At 58.2% G+C, this 23523-nt stretch carries 15 protein-coding genes; 3 read left to right on the top strand and 12 right to left on the bottom strand.

Annotated features, from left to right (window positions below; genetic code table 11):
* Nucleotides 1-528: an RNA pyrophosphohydrolase gene (rppH, locus tag MWH02_RS18960; RefSeq protein ID WP_007890933.1), complete on the bottom strand. Its 528-nt coding sequence runs from the start codon at nucleotides 526-528 to the stop codon at nucleotides 1-3.
* 682 nt (nucleotides 529-1210) lie between these two features.
* On the opposite strand from rppH, the gene mutH reads away from it, so the two are divergent.
* The 3 genes from mutH (at nucleotide 1211) to MWH02_RS18945 (ending at nucleotide 3405) form a co-directional block, all read left to right on the top strand.
* A complete protein-coding gene (mutH, locus tag MWH02_RS18955) occupies nucleotides 1211-1897 on the top strand; it encodes a DNA mismatch repair endonuclease MutH (protein WP_110867967.1) in 687 nt (228 codons plus the stop codon).
* A gap of 104 nt (nucleotides 1898-2001) precedes the next feature.
* Nucleotides 2002-2220, top strand: a complete 219-nt coding sequence (locus MWH02_RS18950) for a YgdI/YgdR family lipoprotein (RefSeq protein ID WP_101761992.1) — start codon at nucleotides 2002-2004, stop codon at nucleotides 2218-2220.
* Nucleotides 2221-2364: 144 nt separating this feature from the next.
* A complete protein-coding gene (locus MWH02_RS18945) occupies nucleotides 2365-3405 on the top strand; it encodes an NADP(H)-dependent aldo-keto reductase (RefSeq protein WP_110867968.1) in 1041 nt (346 codons plus the stop codon).
* Nucleotides 3406-3524: 119 nt separating this feature from the next.
* Here MWH02_RS18945 and lplT read toward each other — a convergent pair whose 3' ends face one another.
* The 11 genes from lplT to MWH02_RS18890 all read right to left on the bottom strand — a co-directional run bounded on the left by lplT (nucleotide 3525) and on the right by MWH02_RS18890 (nucleotide 23438).
* Nucleotides 3525-4715 (bottom strand): lysophospholipid transporter LplT, encoded by a 1191-nt coding sequence (gene lplT / locus MWH02_RS18940; RefSeq protein WP_271461244.1) that lies wholly within the window; start codon nucleotides 4713-4715, stop codon nucleotides 3525-3527.
* Nucleotides 4712-6862: a bifunctional acyl-ACP--phospholipid O-acyltransferase/long-chain-fatty-acid--ACP ligase gene (gene aas, locus MWH02_RS18935; protein ID WP_222211037.1), complete on the bottom strand. Its 2151-nt coding sequence runs from the start codon at nucleotides 6860-6862 to the stop codon at nucleotides 4712-4714. The genes lplT and aas overlap by 4 nt, the downstream gene beginning before the upstream one ends.
* Nucleotides 6863-7518: 656 nt before the next feature.
* The gene (locus MWH02_RS18930) at nucleotides 7519-8922 is read right to left on the bottom strand and encodes an efflux transporter outer membrane subunit (RefSeq protein WP_110867971.1); all 1404 of its coding nucleotides are present in this window, start codon (nucleotides 8920-8922) and stop codon (nucleotides 7519-7521) included.
* Complete coding sequence (locus MWH02_RS18925) at nucleotides 8923-12027, bottom strand: efflux RND transporter permease subunit (protein WP_271461243.1); 3105 nt, start codon at nucleotides 12025-12027, stop codon at nucleotides 8923-8925.
* Complete coding sequence (locus tag MWH02_RS18920; protein ID WP_271461242.1) at nucleotides 12024-15176, bottom strand: MdtB/MuxB family multidrug efflux RND transporter permease subunit; 3153 nt, start codon at nucleotides 15174-15176, stop codon at nucleotides 12024-12026. The genes MWH02_RS18925 and MWH02_RS18920 overlap by 4 nt, the downstream gene beginning before the upstream one ends.
* Nucleotides 15173-16420, bottom strand: coding sequence for an MdtA/MuxA family multidrug efflux RND transporter periplasmic adaptor subunit (locus MWH02_RS18915; RefSeq protein ID WP_271461241.1), 1248 nt, complete (start codon nucleotides 16418-16420; stop codon nucleotides 15173-15175). The genes MWH02_RS18920 and MWH02_RS18915 overlap by 4 nt, the downstream gene beginning before the upstream one ends.
* Nucleotides 16421-16562: 142 nt before the next feature.
* Nucleotides 16563-17963, bottom strand: coding sequence for an efflux transporter outer membrane subunit (locus tag MWH02_RS18910; protein WP_271461240.1), 1401 nt, complete (start codon nucleotides 17961-17963; stop codon nucleotides 16563-16565).
* Nucleotides 17950-21087 (bottom strand): efflux RND transporter permease subunit, encoded by a 3138-nt coding sequence (locus tag MWH02_RS18905; protein ID WP_271461239.1) that lies wholly within the window; start codon nucleotides 21085-21087, stop codon nucleotides 17950-17952. Before MWH02_RS18905 ends, MWH02_RS18910 begins: the two co-directional genes overlap by 14 nt.
* A 9-nt stretch (nucleotides 21088-21096) precedes the next feature.
* A complete protein-coding gene (locus MWH02_RS18900; RefSeq protein WP_271461238.1) occupies nucleotides 21097-22233 on the bottom strand; it encodes an efflux RND transporter periplasmic adaptor subunit in 1137 nt (378 codons plus the stop codon).
* Nucleotides 22234-22520: 287 nt separating this feature from the next.
* Nucleotides 22521-22709: a toxin-antitoxin system HicB family antitoxin gene (locus MWH02_RS18895; protein WP_101761981.1), complete on the bottom strand. Its 189-nt coding sequence runs from the start codon at nucleotides 22707-22709 to the stop codon at nucleotides 22521-22523.
* 291 nt (nucleotides 22710-23000) lie between these two features.
* Entirely contained in the window at nucleotides 23001-23438 is a 438-nt protein-coding gene (locus MWH02_RS18890; RefSeq protein WP_271461237.1) for a hypothetical protein, read from the bottom strand.
* Nucleotides 23439-23523: the final 85 nt, after the last annotated feature.

Raw genomic sequence — 23523 nt, 5'->3', positions numbered from 1 at the left:
CTATCCTCTTTTACGTCGTTGGGCGGCATTATTACGCTGCCCCGCACTCTCCTGCATAGACATCACTACGCCCGCGAATTCTTTCATCACGCGGCGATATACATCGCGCTTGAAAGAGACCACCTGACGTACCGGATACCAGAAGCTAACCCAGCGCCAACCATCAAACTCGGGCGTGCTGCTGTGCTGCACATTGATTTCCGCGTCACTGCACATCAACTGCAGAAGAAACCACTTTTGTTTCTGGCCGATACACACCGGCTTTGTGTCCCAACGCACCAAACGTTTTGGCAACTTGTAGCGTAACCAGTTTCGGGTTGAAGCAAGTATTCGAACATCTTTGCGGTGTAAACCCACTTCTTCGAACAGTTCGCGATACATCGCCTGTTCAGCAGTTTCACCCGGATTGATGCCTCCCTGAGGAAATTGCCAGGAGTGCTGTCCAAAGCGCCTGGCCCACAACACTTGTCCTTGCCTGTTACAGATTACGATACCAACATTCGGGCGGTAGCCATCATCATCGATCACTGGACTACCTCAAAGCTAAATTTGAATAGCCTGATTGTTTCACACTCCTTACAGGCGGTAAACCACTGGATAGCGGGCCGCAGGCGGAATAAAAACAGGATAACTCACAGAGATTAGCCAAGTTATAAACAGATGCCCCCATTTATCGGCGATCTTATTCACCTTTTCTGTGGATAGCTTTGTGCAGAACACGGGAATGAATTGAATAACCCCTTCGGATAAATCTCATCACCCAATATAACAACACGCAAAAAAATAATAATATTCATCGGGATATGACTTATTAACCGTTAAATCGTTACCAGGATCCGTAGTTATACTCCGCTCATTTTTTTCGATCGGTTAAAGATCCATCACCGACGTTTTTATCCACAGAGAATGCCCTAAACCTGGTCAAAGAAAGGAAAAAAAGCGTTCAAAACGCGAAAGTCAAGGCTGTAAATGGAAACAGGGGTATGACCAAAAGGGTGTTACCCCACTTTTCTGTGGATAACCAGGTTCAACACCTGTTCATTGTCGATAACAAGCTGGGATAACCGGGCCATGTCACTGGATCATCCCATTCTATGGAAATAAAAAAGCATGCTGAATCATGCTATTATCACCTTTATTCAACTAACTGCCATGTGGACAAACCCGGCTCGCGTTTACTGTTCACTCTTTAACCAATGTAGGTTTTAGCATGCACTTCTCACCGTTATTGCCATCGCCACCTGAAAACGAAGCGGAATTACTGCAGCGCGCACAGCAGCTGGCGGGACAGACCTTTGCCGCGCTGGCGGCGCAGATTAACCTGCCGATTCCGGCAGATTTGAAACGCGACAAAGGCTGGGTTGGCATGCTGTTAGAGCTGCATTTGGGTGCCAGCGCTGGCAGCAAAGCCGAGCAGGATTTCGCCCATCTCGGCATTGAGCTGAAAACGATTCCGGTAGATGCGCAGGGCAAACCGCTGGAGACCACCTTCGTGTGCGTCGCGCCGTTAACCGGTAATAGCGGCGTAACCTGGCAAACCAGCCATGTGCGGCACAAACTGGCGCGGGTGCTGTGGATCCCGATCGAAGGCGATCGTGCTTTGCCGCTGGCCGAACGCCGCGTCGGTTCGCCGCTGCTGTGGCATCCGAGTGCAGAAGAGGAGCAACAGCTGCGCGAAGACTGGGAAGAGTTGATGGATATGATTGTGCTCGGTCAGGTGGAGCGCATCACCGCACGTCACGGTGCCTGGCTGCAAATCCGCCCTAAAGCCGCCAACAGCAAAGCGTTGACCGAAGCGATTGGCGAACACGGCGAGCCAATCATGACGCTGCCGCGCGGCTTTTATCTGAAGAAAAGCTTCACCGGTCCGCTTTTGGCGCGACATTTTTTACTGTAAATGCATATTGCTGCCGATAATTTTAGGAATGATGCGATTACTCCTAACGACGAAAGCATTTATTACTACACTTTTGCTGTTGAAGTCGCGAGAAGGAGATAAGAATGAAAGGGTTGGTGAGTGCAGTAGGTTTAACCTTGGTGACGCTGTTATTGAGTGGTTGTAGCAGTGATTACGTCATGGCGACCAAAGATGGCCGCATGATCATGACAGATGGCAAACCCGCCATCGACAAAGAGACCGGATTGGTACAGTACACCGATGAGCAAGGCCATCAGATGCAGATCAATGGTGACGAGGTTTCAACCATCATTGAGCGTTAAGTGCCAAATTGCCCTGCCTGCACGCGTTTTCCCCTTGTGCAGGCGATTTCCCGAACTTTCCCCTCTTCCTTCCGCGCCGCTTCACACGCTATAGTCCCAAAGGACACAACATTCCCTTTCATAATGAAAAAAGGATGCCGGCACATGCACTATCACCGTATTCCCCATAGCACGCTGGAAGTGAGTCAGCTGGGGCTTGGAACCATGACGTTTGGTGAGCAGAACAGCGAAGCCGACGCCCACGCACAACTTGATTACGCGGTTAGCAGTGGCATCAACCTGATTGATACCGCAGAAATGTATCCGGTGCCGCCGCGCCCGGAAACCCAGGGATTAACCGAACAATACATTGGTAGCTGGCTGAAGAAGCGCGGCAGCCGTGACAAAATCATCCTCGCCAGCAAAGTAGCCGGCCCGGTACGCGGCGCGGATGCCTCGATTCGCCCGAACCAGGCGCTGGATCGCAAAAACATCCGCGAAGCGCTGGATGCCAGCCTGAAACGTCTGAACACCGATTATCTCGATCTCTATCAGCTGCACTGGCCGCAGCGTCAGACCAACTACTTCGGCAAGCTGGGTTATCAATACACCGATTCCAGCGTGCCGGTGACGCTGCTGGAGACGCTGGAAGCGCTGACCGAACAGGTGCGCGCCGGTAAGATTCGCTACATTGGCGTGTCGAACGAAACTGCGTGGGGCGTGATGCGTTATCTGCAGTTGGCTGAAAAGCATGAGCTGCCGCGTATCGTTACCATCCAGAACCCGTACAGCCTGCTGAACCGCAGCTTCGAGGTTGGTTTAGCGGAGATCAGCCAGCATGAAGGCGTCGAGTTGCTGGCGTATTCCAGCCTGGCGTTTGGTACGTTGAGTGGCAAATACCTGAACGGTGCGAAACCCGCCGGTGCGCGCAATACGCTGTTTAGTCGCTTTACCCGCTACAGCGGCGATCAGTCACAGCAGGCGATTGCAGCCTATGTTGCGCTGGCGCAGAAACACAATATGGATCCGTCGCAGATGGCGCTGGCGTATGTGCGTCAACAGCCGTTTGTCGCCAGCACCTTGCTGGGCGCCACCACGCTGGAGCAGCTGAAGATTAACGTTGAGAGTTTCAATCTGACGCTGAATGCCGAGGTGCTAGAGGAACTGGAAGCGATTCATCGCCAGTTTACCTATCCAGCGCCATAAATCGCACCACACCGTAGCGGCGCGATTTATCGCGCGCTTTAAAAACGCCGCACACTTTTCCCTTTGTGCGGCATTCGCCATTGCGCAATACACTGCGCCGCTACGACGCTATGCTTTTGTTACTTCCGCGCTTTCCACCACAACACCGCAATCGCCACGGCGAAAATCGCGCCGAATCCGACGCCGGTCGCCACCGCAGGCGCGCCCAGCTTAATCGCCACGGTATACAATCCCAGCATCAGCAGCATCGCGGTATTCTCACCGAGATTTTGCACCGCAATCGCATTGCCTGAACCCACGGATGCCTTGCCACGCTCCTGCAGCAGCGCATTGAGCGGTACCACGAAGAAACCACCCAGCGCACCAATCAGCATCAAAACCAGATAGGCATTGAGCAAGCTGGTTTGCAACGCGAACACCACCACCATCACGCCAATCAGCACACCGGCTGGCATGCAGCGACGCACGGTTTGCAGCGTCACCAGCTTCGCTGCCGCTGCCGCACCAATCACGATGCCAATCGCCACCATGGCATTCAGCGTGGTCGGGGTTTTGTTATCGCTGATGCCGAGCGCCACCGGCACCCACAGCACCAGCAGGAAACGCAGCGTCACGCCCGCGCCCCAGAACAAGCTGGTGCCGAGCAGCGAGAAGCGCGTTTCGCCGTTGCGCCACAGCAGCTTAGTGGCCGCGATGAAACTGCGCAGCATGGCGCCAAAATGCCAGCTCTGACCGGGACGCGCTGCCGTCAGACGCGGAATAAAGATGTTCGCCACCACCGCCATCGCATAGGTCATGGCACACACCACCAGCGCGGCGACCAGGTTCCAGTCCGCCAGAATACCGCCCGCCACCGAACCCAGCAGAATCGCCGCAATGGTCGAACCTTCCATTAAGCCGTTGGCTTTGACCAGGCGTTCACCGCTGGTGATCTCCGTCAGGATGCCGTACTTGGCTGGCGAATAGGATGCCGCGCCAATCCCCACCAGCGTATAGCCGAGGAACGGATTGAAGCCGAAACAGATAACCAGCGCGCCGAGCAGCTTAAGGCTGTTGGCGAACATCATTACCCGACCTTTGGCAAAGCTATCCGCCATCTGGCCCACGAACGGCGCGAGCAGAATGTAAGCGGCCACAAACAGCATTTGCAGGATCGGCTGACTCCAGTCCGGATAGAACTGATTTTTCAGCACCGCCAGCGTCACAAACAACAGCGCGTTGTCGCCAAATGCCGAGAAGAACTGCGCCACAATCACCGCCAGCATGTTGCGCGATAACAGCGGTGCATCGTTATTTAACGCCTGGCTCATGCCTGCTCCTCTTCCGCCAGCTGCTTCAGGCTGACATAGTCCGGTTTGCCGCTACCCAGCATCGGTAGCTGTTTCATCACGCGGATATCGCGCGGCACCGCCAGTTCCGGCGCGCCAATTTCACGCGCCGCTTTCAGCAGCGTGTCGCGGCCCAACTCGCTGTCGGTAGTAAACAGCACCAACGCTTCGCCTCGATTACCGTCCGGACGCAGCGACGCCGCATGCTGCTTCTCGTTAGAGGCTTTCAGCGCAATCTGCTCCACAATCTCCAGCGACACCATCTCACCGGCAATTTTGGCGAAGCGTTTCGCACGGCCCTGAATCTGGCAGAAACCGCCTTCATCAAAGCTGACGATATCGCCGGTGTCGTACCAGCCCGCTTCCATCTCGCCTTCGCCGTTATCGGCGACCGGGACTTCCAGCACGCCTGGATTTTCCACGCGCAGATACCCGTTCATCACGTTCGGACCGCGCAGCTGCAGGCGACCGCCCTGCTCAATGCCCGGCACCGAAATCAGACGCGAATCCATGCCCGGCAGAATGCGGCCCACGGTGTGATTTTTCGCCGCCATCGGCACGTTGATCGCCACCACCGGCGCGCACTCCGTCACGCCGTAGCCTTCGAGAATACGGATGCCGTATTTTTCCATGTAGATCTGACGCGTCGCTTCCTGCAGTTTCTCCGCGCCCGCCACCACATAGCGCAGACGCGCAAAATCGTACGGGCTGGCGAAACGCGCATAGTTGCCAAGGAAGGTTGAGGTACCAAACAGCACGGTGCAGTTACGGTCGTAAACCAGCTCCGGCACGATGCGGTAATGCAGCGGGCTCGGATAGAGAAACACCTGCGCACCGGTCAGCAACGGGGTAAACAGGCCAACGGTTAAACCAAAAGCATGGAACAGCGGCAGCGCCGACATAAAGCGGTCGCGCGGGGTGAAATCCGCTACGGTACGAATCTGCTCAACGTTCGCCAGCAGACTTTTATGCGAGTGCACCACACCTTTGGGATGGCCTTCCGAACCGGAGGTAAACAGCACCATCGCCGCATCTTCCGGCTGCTGCGCCACCAGCGCACGGCGCGGCATCAGCAGATGCGCCACAATCCACAATTTGTCCTGCAGCGTAACGGTATCTTTCAGATCTTCCAGATAGATCCACTGCACTTCGGTCAGTCCCTGCGGCAAGTGCCACAGGTTGCCTTTTTCGAGGAACTGCCGCGAGGTAAACACGGTTTTCACCTGCGATGCGGTCAACGCCGCACGCATGCCATTCACGCCTGCGGTGTAGTTGAGCATCGCCGGAATGCGCCCGCGCAGCGAGGCACCGAGAATCGCCGCCGCTGTCACCGTGGCGTTCGGCAGCAGCAGACCGACGTATTCACCTTGCTGGCTGTAACGCTCCAGAATGCGGCCCACGCCAAGCGCTTTCTTCAGCAAACCGGTATAGCTATCCGGTTTGAAGTTGACGTCTTCGATGCACGGCTTCATCGCGCCATAACGCTGACGCGCATTCAGGAAAGCCTCGAACAGCGTCTCACGCGGACGCACTGCCATGCGGGCTTCCATCATCACATGATGCAGGTGCTCGCCCGCCAGCGTGCGGCGATCGCGCGCGCGTTTGGCTTCAGGCATTGGGATTACCGTTGGCGGCAGCACCGTTAAGGTGATGCGCGGGAACAGGCGCCGTTTAAACACGCCCGCCAGACGACCAAACGGCGTATATTCCGCGCCTTCGATACGCATCGGCACCACGGTGGCACCGGATTTCGCCGCCACAAAGCCCGCGCCGCTGTAGATCTTCATCAGCGATCCAGTCACGGTGATGCGCCCTTCCGGGAAGATCACCACCGGACGGCCCTGATTGATCATGCGCACCAGATGTTTGATCGACATTGGCTTGGTGGGATCGAGCGGAACGAAGTCGATAATCGGCTTCAGCAGACGCATGAACCATTGATCGCTGATCGAGGAATAGACCGCAAACACCGGTTTGATCGGCAGAAACAGCGCCAGTAATACCCCATCCAGAAATGACGTGTGATTGGGGGTGATCAGCACTTTCTCTTTATGCAGTGCCGCGAGGTCGCCGCGCAGTTCCACACGCCACAGCAGGCGGAACAGGAAACGGAAAAAAGTGAGTAGCATGCCAGCTCCTTAGCAATCGTAAAAATGGCTCTTACGATGCAGGATCTGGGGATTTTCGACAAGTGGCGTGGTGATTTAAACGCAATAGCGGGCGTAGGGCCGCCATTCATGGCGTAATGCTTGTCAGTTAAGTCAACGATGAGTGCGCAGGCCGGGGCCACTTGTGGTCCGGCGGTCCTCGCGCCGCTAGCGCGGTGCCTTCACTTCGCTCGTCTGCCTGACGGACCGGCGGAGACGGGACTTCCTTGTCCCGGCTCCGCCTTTCGCCCGCGTCCTGCGGGCTCTCCTGGCTTCCTCGCTTCGTTCAGCGCTGCGGATTGCCGGCCCAAAAGCGTCCCCGGCCTGTCCCGAAGCTTCAGTGTGTGCTGCTGAAAAGGGCAACATTTGCCAGAGGCGCTGGCGCGTCAGCTGCGGCAAAGGGCCATTCGCAGCGCTGAGGCTTTTACGTTGGGCCAGGAGCCTCACGCAGGGATGCGTGAGGCAGTTCGGGGCGGCCAGGACGGCCGATCCACGAACGATCCGTCGGCACGACGTGGAAGCCGAAGGCACCGCGTTAGCGGCGCGAGGACGGCCCGTGACGCAGCAGATGTGTCAGAGCCCGCACCAAAAATGCTTTCTTAACTAACAAGCATTACGCCATTCATGGCGACCTGGTTTTACCGCGTATCCGCCTGCCAGCCACCGCCCAGCGCGGCGATCAGACCGACGCTGCTGACCCACTGCGTGCTCTGCAGCGACAGCAAACTCTGCTGCGCGCTCAGGCTGCTGTTTTCGGTGGTGGCGACGTCGAGATAGTCGATCATTCCGGCATCATACTGATTGCGCGTTACGCGCGCCGATTCCTGCGCTGCGTCGGTGGCGCGCTGCTGTGCGGCGATTTCGCCCTGCAAAGTATTCAGCTGCACCAGATAATCTTCCACTTCGCCCATGCCGGTCAGCACCGACTGGCGATAGCTGGCAACGCTGGCATCATAGGCGGCGCGCGCCTGTTCGACTTTCGCTGAGGTGGCGCCGAAATCTAACAGCGTACCGCTCAGCTCCGGCCCCAAAGACCAGACGCGATTGGGCAGCGAGAACAAACTGTTGATCGCCGATGAACTCACGCCGCCGCTGGCGCTCAGCGTCAAATCGGGATAGTAACCGGCAATCGCCACGCCGACCGCCGCATTCGCCGCCGCCACGTTGCGCTCGGCGTAGGCGATATCGGGACGGCGCTGCAACAGTTGCGACGGCACGCTGTTCGGGATCGCGGGCAGCGCGGCCTCCAGCTTCGCCACCGGCAAGGAGAAATCCGCCGGAGCTCGGCCCAGCAGCAAGGCAATCGCGTGCTCCATCTGTGCACGCTGCCACTGGTAATCCTGCGCCGAGGCGCGGGCGCTCTCCAGCTGCATCTGCGCCTGCGCTAAGGTGGCGCGTGATTCGCTGCCCGCCGCATATTTGTTTTCAATCACCGTCAGATAGCGTTGATAGGCCGCGATACTGCGCTGATAGAGCGCGATTTTCTCGTCGATGATGCGCAGCTGGAAATAGTCCTGCGCCAGTTCGGACTGCGCGCTCAAGGTGATATTCGCCAGCTCGGCTTTGCTGGCTTCGGCGCTGGCATGGTTCTCCTCCAGCGTGCGTCGCAGTTTGCCCCACACATCCAGCTCCCAGCTGGCGCTGAGATCGGCGGCATGGCTGTTGCTGACGCTACGTTGATCGCTGGCGCTGGCGCGGCTGCCGCTGCGCGTGCTGCTGGCGTCGTAGCCTAGCGACGGCAACAACTCCGCGCGTGATTGCCCAACTAACGCCTGCGCTTCGCGGTACTGCGCGGCATAGCTGGCAACGTTCTGGTTGGAGATGCTCACCTGCTTCAGCAGGCTAGCCAGCGTGGCATCGTGATATACCTGCCACCATTCACCTTTGCTGTTTGCATCCTGCGGCGTCGCCTGCGTCCAGCCTTTGGCTTCTTTGAAATGGGTCGGCATCGCCATGCTCGGGCGCTGATAATCGGGGCCAACCGCGCAGCCCGCCAGCAACATCACGGTGAGCAACGGCGTAATTTTCAGAGACATTTTCATCTATCGGGATTCCACATGACGCAACCGCTGCCACTGACGTTGCGTGGCGCGGCTTAAACGGTCGAGCCAGAGATAAACCACCGGCGTAGTAAACAGCGTTAATAATTGGCTCAGCGCCAAACCACCGGCAATCGCCAGCCCGAGCGGGCTACGTAAGTCGGCATCGCCGCCGCTGCCCAGCGCCAGCGGCAGCGCGCCAAAGAAGGCGGCCAGCGTGGTCATCATGATCGGCCGGAAACGCATCAAACAGGCTTGGGTGATCGCCTGCTGCGGCGTCATGCCTTGGCTGCGCTCGGCGTGAATCGCAAAGTCGATCATCATGATGGCGTTCTTTTTCACGATACCAATCAGCAGGATGATGCCGATCAGCGCGATCACCGTCAGCTGCGTGTTGGTCAGCAGCAGCAACAGCAGCGCGCCCACGCCCGCCGACGGCAGCGTTGAGAGAATGGTGATCGGATGGATGTAACTCTCATATAGCACACCGAGCACGATATACACCGCCGCCAGCGCCGCGATAATCAGCCACGGCATGGTGGCGGTAAGCTGGGCGAAGGCGGCGGCGGTGCCGGCAAAACCGGCCTGAATACTGGAGGGCAAACCGAGCTGCGCCATCGCCTGCTTAATCAGCGCCTGCGCCTGCTCCAGCGACACGCCGTCGTTAAGGTTAAACGCCACGGTGCTGGTGGCGGATTGGCCCTGATGCGCCACCGACAGCGGCGCGTTGCCGCCCTTGAAGCTGGCGAATGCGGCGAGCGGCACGCGATCGCCGCTGTCGTTAATCACATACAGCTGCTGCAAAATCGCCGGATCGCGCGTGTAGCTATCCTGCAGCGACATCACCACATGATACTGATTAAGCGTGTGATAGAGCGTAGCGACCTGACGCTGGCTGAAAGCGTTATTCAGCAGGGTGTCGAGCATCTGCACATCCACGCCCAACCGTTTCGCGCGGTCACGATCGATATTAATCACCACTTCCTGACCGCCGGTTTGCGAGTCGGAATCGACGCTGTTCAGCTGCGGGATTGCCGCCAGCGCCGCCTGCACTTTAGGCGTCCACTCACGTAGCAGATCGAGATCGTCGGCCTGCAAACTGTATTGATAGGTGGCGTTGGCGCTGCGCCCGCCGATGTGCAGATCCTGCGCCGCCATCAGGAACATCTGCGCGCCGGCAATATGGCTGGTTTTCATACTCAGGCGGTTCGCCACTTCGGTGGCGGTGGCATCGCGCTTGTCAAAATCCTTCAGGCGCACAAAGAAGTTGGCGCTGTTGCGCGAGCCGAACATGCCGCTGCCCATCGACGACATCACGCTCTCCACCGCCGGATCGGACTGGATAATGTGGGTGAACTGCAACATTTTCGGCTTCATCGCCTGGAAGGAGATGTTCTGGTCGGCACGCAGCGCGCCCATCAGCAGGCCGGTATCCTGATTGGGGAAAAAGCCTTTCTGCACCACGGAAAACAGGAACAGGTTGAGCAGCACGGTCAGCACCAGGCTGAACATCGTCAGCTTTTGGTGCGCCATCACCCAGGTTAACCCGCGCGAATAAGCCGCCAGCAATGCGTTAAGTTGGTTTTCGATAAACTGATACAGCGGATGCGGGCGTTGCGTGACTTTGGGCTTTGGCTTCAGCAGGCGCGCGCACAGCATCGGCGTCAGGCTCAGCGAGACAAACATCGAAATCAGCAGCGATACCGTCAGCGTGACGGCAAATTCGCGGAACAAGCGTCCGACGATGCTGCCCATCAGCAGAATCGGGATGAACACCGCAATCAGCGACATGGTCATCGACAGCACGGTAAAACTCACTTCCTGCGCGCCACGCAGCGCCGCGCGCAGCGGACTGAGCCCTTCTTCGATATGGCGCGTGATGTTTTCCAGCACCACAATCGCGTCATCGACGACAAAGCCGGTGGCGATAATCAGCGCCATCAGCGACAGGTTATCGAGGCTGTAACCCAGCAGATACATCACCGCGCAGGTGCCAATCAGCGAGACCGGCAGCGCCAGCGCCGGGATAATCACCGCCTGCACGTTACGCAGAAACACAAACACCACGGCGATCACCAGCAGCATCGCCACCAGCAGCGTCTCTTCGGTGTCATACAGCGAGGCGCGCACCGTCGGCGAGCGATCCACCACCACTTTCAGTTGCGTATCGGCGGGCAGATTTTTTTCCAGCGCCGGCAGCTGCGCTTTGATAGCATCAATGGTGTCGAGCATGTTGGCACCGGCCTGGCGCTTAATGCCCACCATCACCGATGGCATGGCATTGAGGAAACCGGCCTGATACTGATCTTCAACCGAGTCATACACGGTGGCGACATCATGCAGCCGCACCGCTTTGCCCTCTTGATACGTAACGATCAGATCCTGATACTGCGCGGCTTTATCCAGCTGGCCGTTGCTGTCCACCACCCACGACTGGCTGCTGCCCTGCAAAATCCCCTTCGGCTTATTGCTGGTGCTGTTGGCGATGGCGCTGCGCACCGTATCCAGCGAAATTCCATATTGCGCCAGCTTCAGCGGCTGCAGATCGATGCGCACCGCCGGTAAGGCGCTGCCCATCAGCGACACTTCGCCCACGCCTTTCACCTGGCCCATTGCCTGCTCGATTTTGCTTTCGGCCAGATCGTAGAGTTCGCCCGGCGTGCGCGTGGCGGACGTCAGCGCCAGCATCACAATCGGCGCATCCGATGGATTGGCTTTGCGATAGGTCGGCAGCGACTCCATCGCGCTCGGCAGCAAACTGCGTGCGGCGTTGATCGCCGCCTGCACGTCACGCGCTGCGCCGTTGATGTCGCGATCGAGGTCAAACTGCAAAATCACGCTGGTCGATCCCTGCGAACTGCTGGAGGTCATCTCGGTGACGCCGGCAATCTGCCCCAGCGAACGCTCCAGCGGCGTAGCGACGGTGGCTGCCATGGTTTCCGGGCTGGCACCGGCCAGGCTGGCGCTCACCATGATAGTGGGGAAATCCACCTGCGGCAGCGGCGCCACCGGCAGCAGCCGATAGCCCAACGCGCCCAGCAGCAGGATCGCCAGCGTCAGCAATAACGTGGCAACCGGGCGGAAGATAAACAGCCGGGTGAGGTTCATCGCTCGCCCCGCGCCTGCTGCTGCTTGCGCTGCATGTAGCGCTTGCCGCGCTGCGCGATGCCATCAAACCACAGGTAAATTACCGGCGTAGAGAACAGCGTCAGCACCTGGCTGACGATCAAACCGCCAACAATCACCAGACCGAGCGGCTGCCGCAGCTCGGCACCGGAACCGGACGCCAGCATCAGCGGCAGCGCACCGAGCAACGCCGCCATGGTGGTCATCAGAATCGGGCGGAAGCGCAGCAAACAGGCCTGATGAATCGCGTCCCGCGCGCTTATGTGCTGCTTGTTTTCCGCCTCCAGCGCGAAGTCGATCATCATAATCGCGTTCTTCTTGACGATACCGATCAGCAGAATCACGCCAATCAGCGCGATCAGGCTGAACTCGCTGCCCGCCAGCAGCAGCGTCAACAGCGCGCCGACCGCTGCCGACGGCAGCGTCGAGAGAATGGTCACCGGATGGATAAAGCTCTCATAGAGAATGCCGAGCACCACGTACATGGTGATTAATGCCGCCAGAATCAGCCACAGGGTGTTGCCGGTGGCGCTCTGGAATGCCGAGGTTTCGCCCTGATAACGCAAGGTGATGCTCGACGGCAAATTGAGCTGCTGCGTTACTGTGGCAATCGCCTTCTGCCCCTCTTCCAGCGAATAGCCTTTGTTGAGATTGAACGACACCATCACCGCCGGGAATTGATTGAGGCGCATGTGCATCAGCGAACCGGTGCGCTGGTGAATGGTGGCGATGGACGTGAGCTTCACCATGCCGGTGGTGGTTGTGGTGGTGTCATCCGTGGTGGACGTGCTGCTGCTCGCGCAGGTCACCGGCAAATAGACATCATCAAACGAAGCGGGCGATTGCTGATACTGCGGCGCCACTTCCAGCACCACGCGATACTGATTGGCCTGGGTAAAGATGGTGGAGACCAGACGCTGACCGAAGCTGTTGTACAGCGCGGTATCGACGTCGGCGGCGGTAATGCCGTAGCGCGCCGCTTTATCGCGGTTTAGCTCGACGTAAGCCACGCGGCCCTGATCCTGCAGGTTACTCACCACGCCGTTAAACTCCGGACGCTGCTGCAAGGCGGCGACCATCTTCGGCGTCCAGCGCACCAGGTTTTCGCTGTCGGCATCATCCAGCGTGAACTGATACTGGCTCGGCGACACCTGATCGTTGACGGTCAAATCCTGCGCCGGTTGCAGATAGAGCTGAATGCCCGCCACCTGCTGCGCCGCCTGTTGCAGCTGTTTGATCACCACGTCGGCTTTGTCGTCGCGCTGCTCAAACGACTTGAGGTTGATCTGGATGCGCCCGCTATTCAGGCTGGTGTTGCTGCCATCAATACCGATGGTTGAGGACAAACTCTCCACCGACGGATTTTGCAGAATCACTTTCGCCAGCGCCTGCTGCCGCTTCGACATCTCGCTAAACGACACATCCTGCGACGCCACGGTGACGCCCTGAATCAGCCCGGTATCCTGGGTCGGGAAGAAGCCTTTTGGGATGGCGATATACAGCAGCGCGGTGAGCGCAAAGGTCGCCAGCGCCACCAGCAGCGTCAGCTTCTGATGGTTCAGCACCACCGTCAGCATGCGGTCATAGCCGCGCACCAGCTTGTCGAACAGTTCGCCGCCTTTACGCGAGAAGCGCGACTGTTTTTCCGGCGGAATGTGCTGCAACAGATAGGCGCACAGCATTGGCGTCAGCGTCAGCGACACCACCATCGACACCAGAATCGACACCGCCAGCGTGATGGCAAATTCGCGGAACAACCGCCCAACCACGTCGCCCATAAACAGCAGCGGGATCAGCACGGCAATCAGTGAGAAGGTCAGCGAGATGATGGTGAAGCCAATCTGCTGCGAGCCTTTCAGCGCCGCCTGCATCGGCGTTTCGCCCTCTTCCAGCCGCCGCGAAATGTTCTCCACCACCACAATCGCATCGTCAATGACGAAGCCGGTGGCGATGGTCAGCGCCATCAGTGATAGGTTATTCAGGCTGAAGTCGGCCAGATACATCACGCCGAAGGTGCCAATCAGCGACAGCGGCACCGCCACGCTGGGAATCAGCGTCGCCGCCACGTTGCGCAGGAACAGGAACGTCACCATCACCACCAGCGCCACCGACAGCATCAGCTCAAACTGCACGTCGCTGATCGAGGCGCGAATGGTTTGCGTGCGATCCGACAAGATGCTCATCTTCACGCCGTCCGGCAGCGCCGCCTGCAGCTTCGGCAGCTGCGCTTTGATGCTGTCCACCACCTGAATCACGTTGGCGCCCGGCTGGCGCTGCACGCTGATCACAATCGCCGGACTGTTGTTGGCCCACGCCGACTGGAAGCTGTTCTCCGGTCCCTGCTCGATATGCGCGATATCTTTTAGCCGCAGCGCCGCACCGTTTTGGTAAGTGATGATCAAATTGCCGTACTCATCGGCGGTGCGCAGCTGATCGTTGGCGTCAATGGTCACCGAGTGATATTTGCCGTCGAAGCCGCCTTTCGAGCCGTTCACGTTGCTGTTGCCGATCAGCGTGTTGACGTCCTCCAGCGACAGCTGATGCGCCGCCAGCGCTTTCGGGTCCATCTGCACGCGAATCGCCGGTTGATGGCCGCCCGCCAGCGTCACCATGCCAACGCCGTTAATCTGCGACAGCTTGAGCGCCACGCGCGTGTTCACCAGATCCTGCACCTGCGTCAGCGGCAGCGTGTCGGAACTCACCGCCAGCGTAATCACGGCGGTATCGGCTGGGTTAACCTTTTTATAGGTCGGCGGATTGGGCAGATCGCTCGGCAGCAAGTTATTGGCAGCATTGATCGCCGCCTGCACTTCCTGCTCGGCGACATCCAGCGACAGATCGAGGCTGAACTTCAGCGTAACGATCGACGATCCGCTTGAACTGGTGGAGGTCATCTGGCTTAGCCCGGCCATTTGCCCGAGCTGGCGCTCCAGCGGCGAGGTGACGGACGACGCCATCACATCCGGGCTGGCACCGGGATAGAGCGTGGTGACCTGAATGGTTGGGTAATCCACCTGCGGCAGCGCCGAGGTGGAGAGAAAACGGTAGGAGAAGATCCCGGCGATCAGCACGCCGACCATCAGCAAAATGGTGGCGACCGGACGCTGGATAAACAGGCGAGACGGATTCATTTGGCCTCGGCGGTCGCGGTGGTTTTGCGCTCATCCGCCAGCTGCACTTTGCTGCCGTTGGTCAGGCGATCGATGCCTTCGGTCACCAGACGATCGCCCGGTTCCACTCCGTTGAGAATCGCCTGCTGATCTTCACCAAACGTTGGCCCGGTGGTGACCGCTTTGCGCGTCACGGTGTTGTCTTGGTTGATGACAAATACGAAGCTGCCGTCGCTGCTCAGCTGCAGCGCCTGCGCCGGGATCACCGTGACATGTTTCAGGATGTTGGTTTGCAGCCGCAGATTGACGAACTGGTTAGCGAACAGCGATTCGTCTTCATTCGCGAAGCTGGCTTTCAGCTCAATGGTGCCGGTCGCGGTATCGATCTGGTTGCTGATGAACTTCACCTCGCCCTGCGCCAGCGCGCGGCTGTTGTCCTGATCAAAGGCGGTGGCGGGCAGACTTTGCCCGCCGTGCAGCGCTTTGGTCAGCTGCGGAATGTTGCCCTGCGGCACGCTAAAGGTCACGGCGGCGGGCTGCATCTGCGTCACCACCACGATGCCGGTGGTATCGGTGGTTTGCACCATATTACCGGGATCGACCAGACGCAAACCGACGCGTCCGCTGATTGGCGAGGTGATGCGCGCATACTCGATATCCAGTTTGGCGCTGGCGATCTGCGCTTCATCAGCGGCGACCGCACCTTTGTACTGGCCGACGGTGGCGGTTTGGGTATCAAGATCCTGGCGCGACAGCGAGTCCTGCGCCGCCAGTTTCTGATAACGCACCAGCGTTAACTGCGCGCTTTTCAGCAACGCCTGATTCTGATTGAGATCGCCCTGATACTGCGCCAGCGTGGCCTGATAGCTGCGCGGATCGATCTGCGCCAGCAGCTGGCCGGCGCTGACCTTCTGCCCTTCGTTAAAGAACACTTTTTCCAGCTGTCCGGCGACACGGCTGGTGACGGTGACGCTGGCGTTAGGGATCACCGTGCCGAGCGCGTTGAGGTATTCCGGCACATCCGCGCTGCTGGCAACGCCGCTGTGTACCAGCGTGGCACCGCCCATCATCATCGCCATGCCCGGCGGGCCGCCCGCGCCACCGCGATGACCGCCGCGTGCGCCCGGCGGCTTTCCGCCGCCCGGCATGCCGCCGTGACCACCGACCACGCGCCAGATCACGCCCGCCACAATCAACAGCACAAGCAACAACAGAAGCCATTTCAGCCAGCGGGAAAACGGGGAGCGGGAAGCGTTGTTAGTCATCAGGATCTTCAGGTTAGCCAGAAAACGGAAAATCCCCTGTAAAACAGGGGACTATTTCAAGGGGAAATCATCACTACGCGCATTATCGGTTGAATGCCCGCGCGAATTCCATACGCGAACCGTAAGGGTTTCGTTAAGGTGATTAAGATTTCCAGCCGCCGCCTAACGCCTTGTACAGGGTGATTTTCTGGCTCAATTGGCCGAGATGCGCGCTGATCAGCGACTGCTGCGCACTGTAAAGCGATCGCTGGGCCACTAACACATTGAGATAATTGTCGACGCCTTGCTTGAAGCGCAATACGGAATAGTCGTAGTCGCGCTGATTGGCGCCAACCTCCTGTTGCAGCGCCGTCAGCTGATCCTGCCAGGTATCCTGACCGGCCAGCGCATCGTTCACCTCTTTAAACGCGGTCTGGATCGCCTTCTCATAGTCAGCAATCTCAATGCGTTTCTCGATATGCGCGATATTTAGGTTGGCCTGGTTTTTACCACCGTCAAAAATCGGCAGGTTAATCGATGGCATGAATGACCATGCGCCGGTGCCGCCGCCCAGCAGGCTGCCAAGCGAGCTGCTGGTGGAGCCGCCGGACGCGGTCAGCGTGATGCTCGGGAAGAAGGCGGCACGCGCCGCGCCGATATTGGCATTGCCCGCCTTCAGCGTGTGCTCCGCTGCCATGATGTCCGGGCGACGCGTCAGCAGATCCGACGGTAAGCCAGCGGGCGTGGCCGGGAACTGCCAGTTGGCGTCCAGCGTGGCGTGTGACAGCAGCGTGGCGGGCAGTTCGGTGCCGACCAGCAAGCGCAGCGCATCGACATCCTGCCGCACCTGACGCGTGTAACTCGCCACGTCCGCCTGCGCCGCCCGCACCGTGCTTTCGGCCTGCGCCAGATCCTGATCGCTGCTGGCACCGCCGTCGTAGCTGAGTTTGGTCAGGCGATACGATTCCTGCTGGCTTTGCGCGGTGTGTTGCGCCAGATGCAGCAGATCGTTATCCGAACTCAGCGTCAGCCACGCCGTCGCCACTTCCGCGATCAATGAAATGCGCGTGGCGCGTTCGGTGGCGGCGCTCGACAGATAGGTTTCCTGCGCCTGATCGCTCAGGCTTTGCAGGCGGCCGAAGAAATCCAGCTCCCACGAGGTGACGCTCAAGCCGCTGTTCAGCTCGTGATAGGTCACCGCGCCGCTGGTTTTGGTGTTGTAGAGATTGGCCGGTTCATGCGCCGAAGTCTGGCTGGCCGTGGCGTTGATCGACGGCATCAGCGCCGCGCGCTGCACCGTGACGCCCTGCTGCGCCTCTTGCACGTTCAGCGCCGCCACGCGCAGGTCGCGGTTGTTATCGAGCGACAGCTGGATCAGGTTGCGCAGCGTGGCATCGGTGAAGAAGTTCTGCCACGGTAAATCGGCGACGTTGCCGACGGGCGTCGCCTGATCGTATTTAGCGTCCACCGGCAGCGCCGGGCGCTGATAGTGCGGTGCCAGCGTACAACCGGCCAATGCCAGCGCGAGCGGCAACAGCGCCAGACGGAAGTTATTCATGTTCATTTTTAACCACCTCTGCGGATGTTTGTTTCTTACGCGCAAAGAACTGCGAAACCACCACGTAGAACATCGGCACAAAGAAGATGGCGAGGAAAGTCGCGGTGATCATACCGCCCGCCACCGCCGTACCAATCGAATGCTGGCTGCCTGCGCCCGCGCCGTTGGATATGGTCAGCGGCAGCACGCCGAGAATAAACGCCATTGAGGTCATGATAATCGGACGGATACGCAGCCGCGCCGCTTCTACCGCCGCTTCCACCAGCGTTTTGCCCTCGCGCTCATGCAGCTCTTTGGCAAACTCGACGATCAGGATGGCGTTTTTCGCCGCCAGCCCCACGGTGGTCAGCAGGCCAACCTGGAAGAAAACATCGTTCTGCAGGCCGCGCAGCAGCACCGCGCTAATGGTGCCGAGGATGCCGAGCGGCACCACCATGATCACCGAGAACGGAATCGACCAGCTCTCGTACAGCGCCGCCAGACACAGGAACACCACCAGAATCGAGATCAGATACAACTGCGTGGTTTGGCTGCCGGATGCCTGCTCCTCATACGAAATGCCGTACCACTGCACGCGGAAACCGTGCGGCAGCTGCTTCGCCAGCTGTTCCACCGCCTTCATCGCTTCACCGGTACTCTGGCCCGTCGCGGGCGATCCGAGGATCTCCTCAGCGGTTAAGCCGTTAAAGCGTTCAAAGTGCGGCGAGCCGTACACCCATTTGCCCGAGGCGAAGGCGGAGAATGGCACCATGGTGCCGCTGCTGTTGCGGAAGTACCATTTGTCGAGATCCGACGGTGTGACGCGCGAGTCCGCTTTACCCATCAGATAGACCTCTTTCACGCGGCCGTTATACATGAACTGATCGATGTAGCTGGAGCCCCACGCCACCGACAAAGTGTTGTTGATGTCGGTCATGCTCAGGCCGAGCGCGCTGGCCTTCTCATCATTGATCTCCAGCTGATACTGCGGCTCATCTTCCAGCCCGTTAAGACGTACCTGCGCCAGATGCGGATCGTTGTTCGCCAACGTAATCAACTGATGCGCGGCATCCATCATCTGCTGATGGCTGTGCGCGCCGGTATCCTGCAGATAGAGATCGAAACCGGTGGCGTTGCCCAGCTCCATCACCGCCGGCGGCACCATGGCGAAGATTTTGGCGTTCTGGTAGTTGGCGAAGTGCGCCATCACGCGGTTCGCCAGGTCCTGCACGCTTTGCCCGCTGTGCGTGCGGTCGCCCCAATCTTTCAGGCGCACAAAAGCCATGGCGTTGCTCTGGCCGCGACCGGCAAAGTTAAAGCCCGCCACGCCAAAGGTGGTGGTCACCACCGACGCTTCGTTCTGTTGCAGATAGGCGTTGAGATCGTTGATCACCTGCTGGGTACGCTGCGACGACGAGTTCACCGGCAGCGTGATCTGCACCATCATCAAGCCCTGATCTTCACCCGGCAGGAAGGTGGTCGGTACACGGGTGAACAAAAATCCCGTCACGCCAACGATCACCAGATAGATCACCAGGAACAGGCCGCGACGGGAAATCACTTTGCTGACGCCATGGGTGTAGTGCATCGCCCCGCTGTCGAACTTGCGGTTAAACCAACCGGCGAATCCGGTGCTTTTATGCTCCGCTGCCGCCGGTTTCAGCAAGGTGGCGCACAGCGCAGGCGTGAAGATCAGCGCCATGATCACCGACAGCGCCATCGCCGAGACGATGGTGACCGAGAACTGGCGGTAAATGACACCGGTCGATCCGGAGAAGAACGCCATCGGCAGCAGCACTGCCGACAGCACCAGCGCAATGCCAAACAGCGCGCCCTGAATCTGCTGCATCGATTTAATGGTGGCGGCTTTCGGGTCGAGCTGCTCTTCGTGCATTACGCGCTCAACGTTCTCCACCACCACAATGGCGTCATCCACCAGTAGCCCGATGGCCAGCACCATGCCGAACATGGTGAGGGTGTTAATGCTGTAACCAAAGGCTGAGAGAATGCCAAAGGTGCCCAGCAGCACCACCGGCACCACCAGCGTGGTGATCAGCGTGGCGCGCAGGTTTTGCAGGAAGATCAGCATCACGAAGAACACCAGCACCACCGCTTCGATCAGCGTTTTCACCACCTCTTCAATTGAGGCGCTGACCACCGGCGAAGTGTCGTACGGATACTGAATCTCGACGTTATCCGGCAGCGAATCTTTCAGGTCGGCGATGGTTTGGCGCACCGCCTTGGCGGTATCCAGTTCATTGGCACCGGTTGCCAGACGCAGCGCGATACCGGCGGCCGGTTTGCCGTTCATGGTGGCATCGATGCCGTAGCTTTGCGGCCCGAGCGCGACGCTGGCCACATCTTTCAGCCGCACCTGCGAGCCGTCGCTATTCACCTTCAGCAGCACATTCTCAAACTGCTGCACGGTGGTGAAACGGGTTTTGCCGAGGATCGTCGCCTGGGTTTTTGCGCCCTGAATGGTCGGCAAACCGCCGAGTGAACCGGACGACACCTGCACGTTCTGGTTATCAATCGCCGTGGTGACATCGCTCGGCATCAGGTTGTATTTGTACAATTTGGCCGGATCGAGCCAGATGCGCATCGCGTATTCGGATCCCAGCACCATGAAGTCGCCGACGCCCGGCGTACGCGAGATCGGATCTTCCAGTTTCGACACCAGCATGTCGGCCAGATCGCCGTTAGTCAGCTTGCCGTCTTTGGCGATCAGCCCGATCACCATCATGAAGTTTTTCTGGTACTTACGGATGCGGATACCTTGCTGGGTGACATCGGTGGGCAGCTGCGACTCCGCTAGCGACACGCGATCCTGCACCTGAACCTGGGCGATATCGGGATTGATGCCCTGATTAAAGGTGGCGATGATCTGCGCGCTGCCGTCCGAGGCGCTGCTCGACTCCAGATAACGCAAACCATCCAGGCCATTCAGCTGCTGCTCAATGACCTGCACCACGGTGTTTTGCGTGGTTTCGGCGCTGGCACCCGGATAGGTCACCGAGATAGAGACCGCTGGCGCGGAGATATTGGGATATTGATTGACCGGCAAACTGATGGCGGCAATCGCGCCGACCAGCATCACGATAATGGCGATAACCCAGGCGAAGATTGGACGTTCTATAAAAAACTTCGACATGCCGCCCCCTTATTGCGCCGCTGCGTCAGTCATCGAAAGACTCACCGCATTGGCGGATGGCGTGTCGTTGGTGTTGGCGGCGGTGGTGGTCACTTTCACCCCGCTGCGCACGCTTTGCAGGTTGTTCACCACCACGTTTTCCCCTTGCTGCAAGCCCGAGGTCACCAGCCATTCTCCTTTAATCATCTCGCCGGTGTGGATACTGCGCTGCTCGATGGTGTTGTCGCTTTTCACCACAAAGACATACGGCTGACCTTTGGTGTCATGCATGATCGACTCTTGCGGCAGCAAAATGCCTTGCTGCTGAATGCCCTGCGGGAAGCTGGCATGCACGTACATGCCCGGCAGCAGTTCGTTATTCGGGTTCGGGAACACCGCGCGCAGCACCACGGTGCCGGTGGCGGTATCGACGTTCACTTCCGAGAACGCCAGCCTGCCCTGCTCGGCGTACTGGCTGTTATCTTCCAGCGACAAGCCCACGGCGGCGGTGTTGTCGGCCACTTTGGCGATTTTGCCATCGGCCAGCGCACGGCGCAGGCGCAGCAGATCGGTGGAGGATTCGCTGACATCGACATAGATCGGATCAAGCTGAGTGATGGTGGCGAGATAATCGGTTTGCCCGTTGGTGACCAGCGCACCGGCGGTGTACAGCGAGCGGCTAATGTGGCCGGAAATCGGTGCTTTCACCAGCGTGTAGTCGAGATTCACTTTGGCGGTTTCCACGTCGGCCTGCGCTTCACGCGCGGCGGCGACCGCATCGTCGTAGGTTTGCTGGCTGATGGCGTGCGCGTTGGCCAGCGGCTGATAGCGCTTCACCACCATCGCATCGTTCTGCCAGGTCGCCATGGCTTTGTCGTAAGCCGCTTTATAGGTGGCCGGATCGATTTGATACAGCGGCTGGCCGGCTTTCACTTCACCGCCCTCGGTAAACAGGATTTTTTCAATTACGCCGCTCACCTGCGGACGCACCTGCGCAGTTCTCACCGCCGTGGTGCGGCCTGGCAATTGGCTGACAAGCGTAACGGGTTGCGCTTTCAGGTTGACCACCCCCACTTGCGGGGTGGCGGATGCGGCGGGCTTTGCTCCGCCCTGGTCACAGGCTGCCAGTAAAAACACCACGCTGGCAGAAAGAAGTTTCAGGCGCATAGTTGTTCTCTAAAAGATAGGAAGGGAATAGTCACGAAGGTAATGACTTGAAAGCCATTGTAGGGAGGCGGGTTAAGAGGGGTTGTTAAGGTTGCGTAAAATATATTTTCCAAAGGAAAATGGTAAACCTTTCGTGCCATAAAGGGTTGGGGTTTTTAGCGTTTTGCGGGTTTTGATGGGGACTACGTCCGTGCATATCGCACCGTAGGGTCGCCATTTATGGTGACCGCTCCGAAGGCTGCACGGTGCGGCCATTGGCAAGGTCGTCATAAATGACGACCTTACGATTAACCCTTCGGTTCGATGCCGCGACGGCGTAGCTCGCGACGCGCCAGCTCTTTTAACCAGCACGACAGCGTAACGTTGTCGTCGTCGGTCAAACTGCGCAGCTGCTCGTGCAGCTCCGGGTGAATACGTAACTGAAACGCCGAAGAGCGGCCCTCGCCTTTTGGCGTGCGGTCTTTGGTTTTTGGCATCGCGGGTTGGCCTCAACGAATCGCAATAAAAAATCGCCCCCTAAAGCGCTACCAACACCGTAAGGGGCTAGCGAACCGCCATGGAATGCGACATCGCGGTGCGTTACATACAGGTTACACAACCAGATATTTTTATGTTGCCGGGGAAGTGTTAAGACTCAGACAAGAGGTGTGAGCGAGTTCGCGCGGTGGTAAATATTGGGTGAAAAACACATACCTCTTCCACGAACGGACTGAGTAATCTGGGATGGGGCTGAATTAAGGGGTTACTTCCTTGCTAGCGATTAGAACTTAATGCGAGCAATGTTTTAAGTTGATGGCTCCATGTTCAGAATAATTTTGAACAAAGTCGGGCTCATTTATCCAAACATATTTGTTGTCGCTAATATCATAAAACCCACTCCAGTTAAGGACGCCGCTGTCACCAGAAAATGCTAGCTCTGCAATTCTCATTTCTCCACTGACATTGCTCCAGTTAATGGTCATTCCACCACGTCCCAAGTCGATAGGCTTGATAAAATAGAGGTCCACCTTATTTTCTGAAGCCATTACGGATGCGTACTGCACTACGATTTGATTGTCATTGACGACCAGACCTGAAAGAGAATTGGAGATCTTAAGGTCAAATGCATCACTTGCTCCACACTCTGTAGACCAAATTCCATTGGGTAGATCAGCCTTAGCGGTTAAAGACACAATAAAAAAAATAGTAGCCAAAAATTTCATCATGAAATGTCCTGTTAATGTCCACTAAAGTCTAGAAAAGAATTTTTGTGGACAGATATGATTAATGCTTTTCATCTTGCCCAATAAT

The organism is Pantoea leporis (genome assembly GCF_028048155.1).
Taxonomy (GTDB): domain Bacteria; phylum Pseudomonadota; class Gammaproteobacteria; order Enterobacterales; family Enterobacteriaceae; genus Pantoea; species Pantoea leporis.
The sequence above is the reverse complement of the archived record's forward strand: the minus strand, read 5'-3'. Positions and strand labels throughout refer to the sequence as shown.

Excerpts from the sequence above, each read along its gene's own strand:
- MWH02_RS18930 (WP_110867971.1), bottom strand. The coding sequence starts at position 8,922 with ATGAAAATGTCTCTGAAAATTACGCCGTTGCTCACCGTGATGTTGCTG.
- mutH (WP_110867967.1), top strand. The coding sequence starts at position 1,211 with ATGCACTTCTCACCGTTATTGCCATCGCCACCTGAAAACGAAGCGGAA.
- MWH02_RS18925 (WP_271461243.1), bottom strand. The coding sequence starts at position 12,027 with ATGAACCTCACCCGGCTGTTTATCTTCCGCCCGGTTGCCACGTTATTG.
- MWH02_RS18945 (WP_110867968.1), top strand. The coding sequence starts at position 2,365 with ATGCACTATCACCGTATTCCCCATAGCACGCTGGAAGTGAGTCAGCTG.
- lplT (WP_271461244.1), bottom strand. The coding sequence starts at position 4,715 with ATGAGCCAGGCGTTAAATAACGATGCACCGCTGTTATCGCGCAACATG.
- aas (WP_222211037.1), bottom strand. The coding sequence starts at position 6,862 with ATGCTACTCACTTTTTTCCGTTTCCTGTTCCGCCTGCTGTGGCGTGTG.
- MWH02_RS18895 (WP_101761981.1), bottom strand. The coding sequence starts at position 22,709 with ATGCCAAAAACCAAAGACCGCACGCCAAAAGGCGAGGGCCGCTCTTCG.
- MWH02_RS18915 (WP_271461241.1), bottom strand. The coding sequence starts at position 16,420 with ATGACTAACAACGCTTCCCGCTCCCCGTTTTCCCGCTGGCTGAAATGG.
- MWH02_RS18890 (WP_271461237.1), bottom strand. The coding sequence starts at position 23,438 with ATGATGAAATTTTTGGCTACTATTTTTTTTATTGTGTCTTTAACCGCT.
- MWH02_RS18910 (WP_271461240.1), bottom strand. The coding sequence starts at position 17,963 with ATGAACATGAATAACTTCCGTCTGGCGCTGTTGCCGCTCGCGCTGGCA.
- MWH02_RS18900 (WP_271461238.1), bottom strand. The coding sequence starts at position 22,233 with ATGCGCCTGAAACTTCTTTCTGCCAGCGTGGTGTTTTTACTGGCAGCC.
- MWH02_RS18920 (WP_271461242.1), bottom strand. The coding sequence starts at position 15,176 with ATGAATCCGTCTCGCCTGTTTATCCAGCGTCCGGTCGCCACCATTTTG.
- MWH02_RS18950 (WP_101761992.1), top strand. The coding sequence starts at position 2,002 with ATGAAAGGGTTGGTGAGTGCAGTAGGTTTAACCTTGGTGACGCTGTTA.
- MWH02_RS18905 (WP_271461239.1), bottom strand. The coding sequence starts at position 21,087 with ATGTCGAAGTTTTTTATAGAACGTCCAATCTTCGCCTGGGTTATCGCC.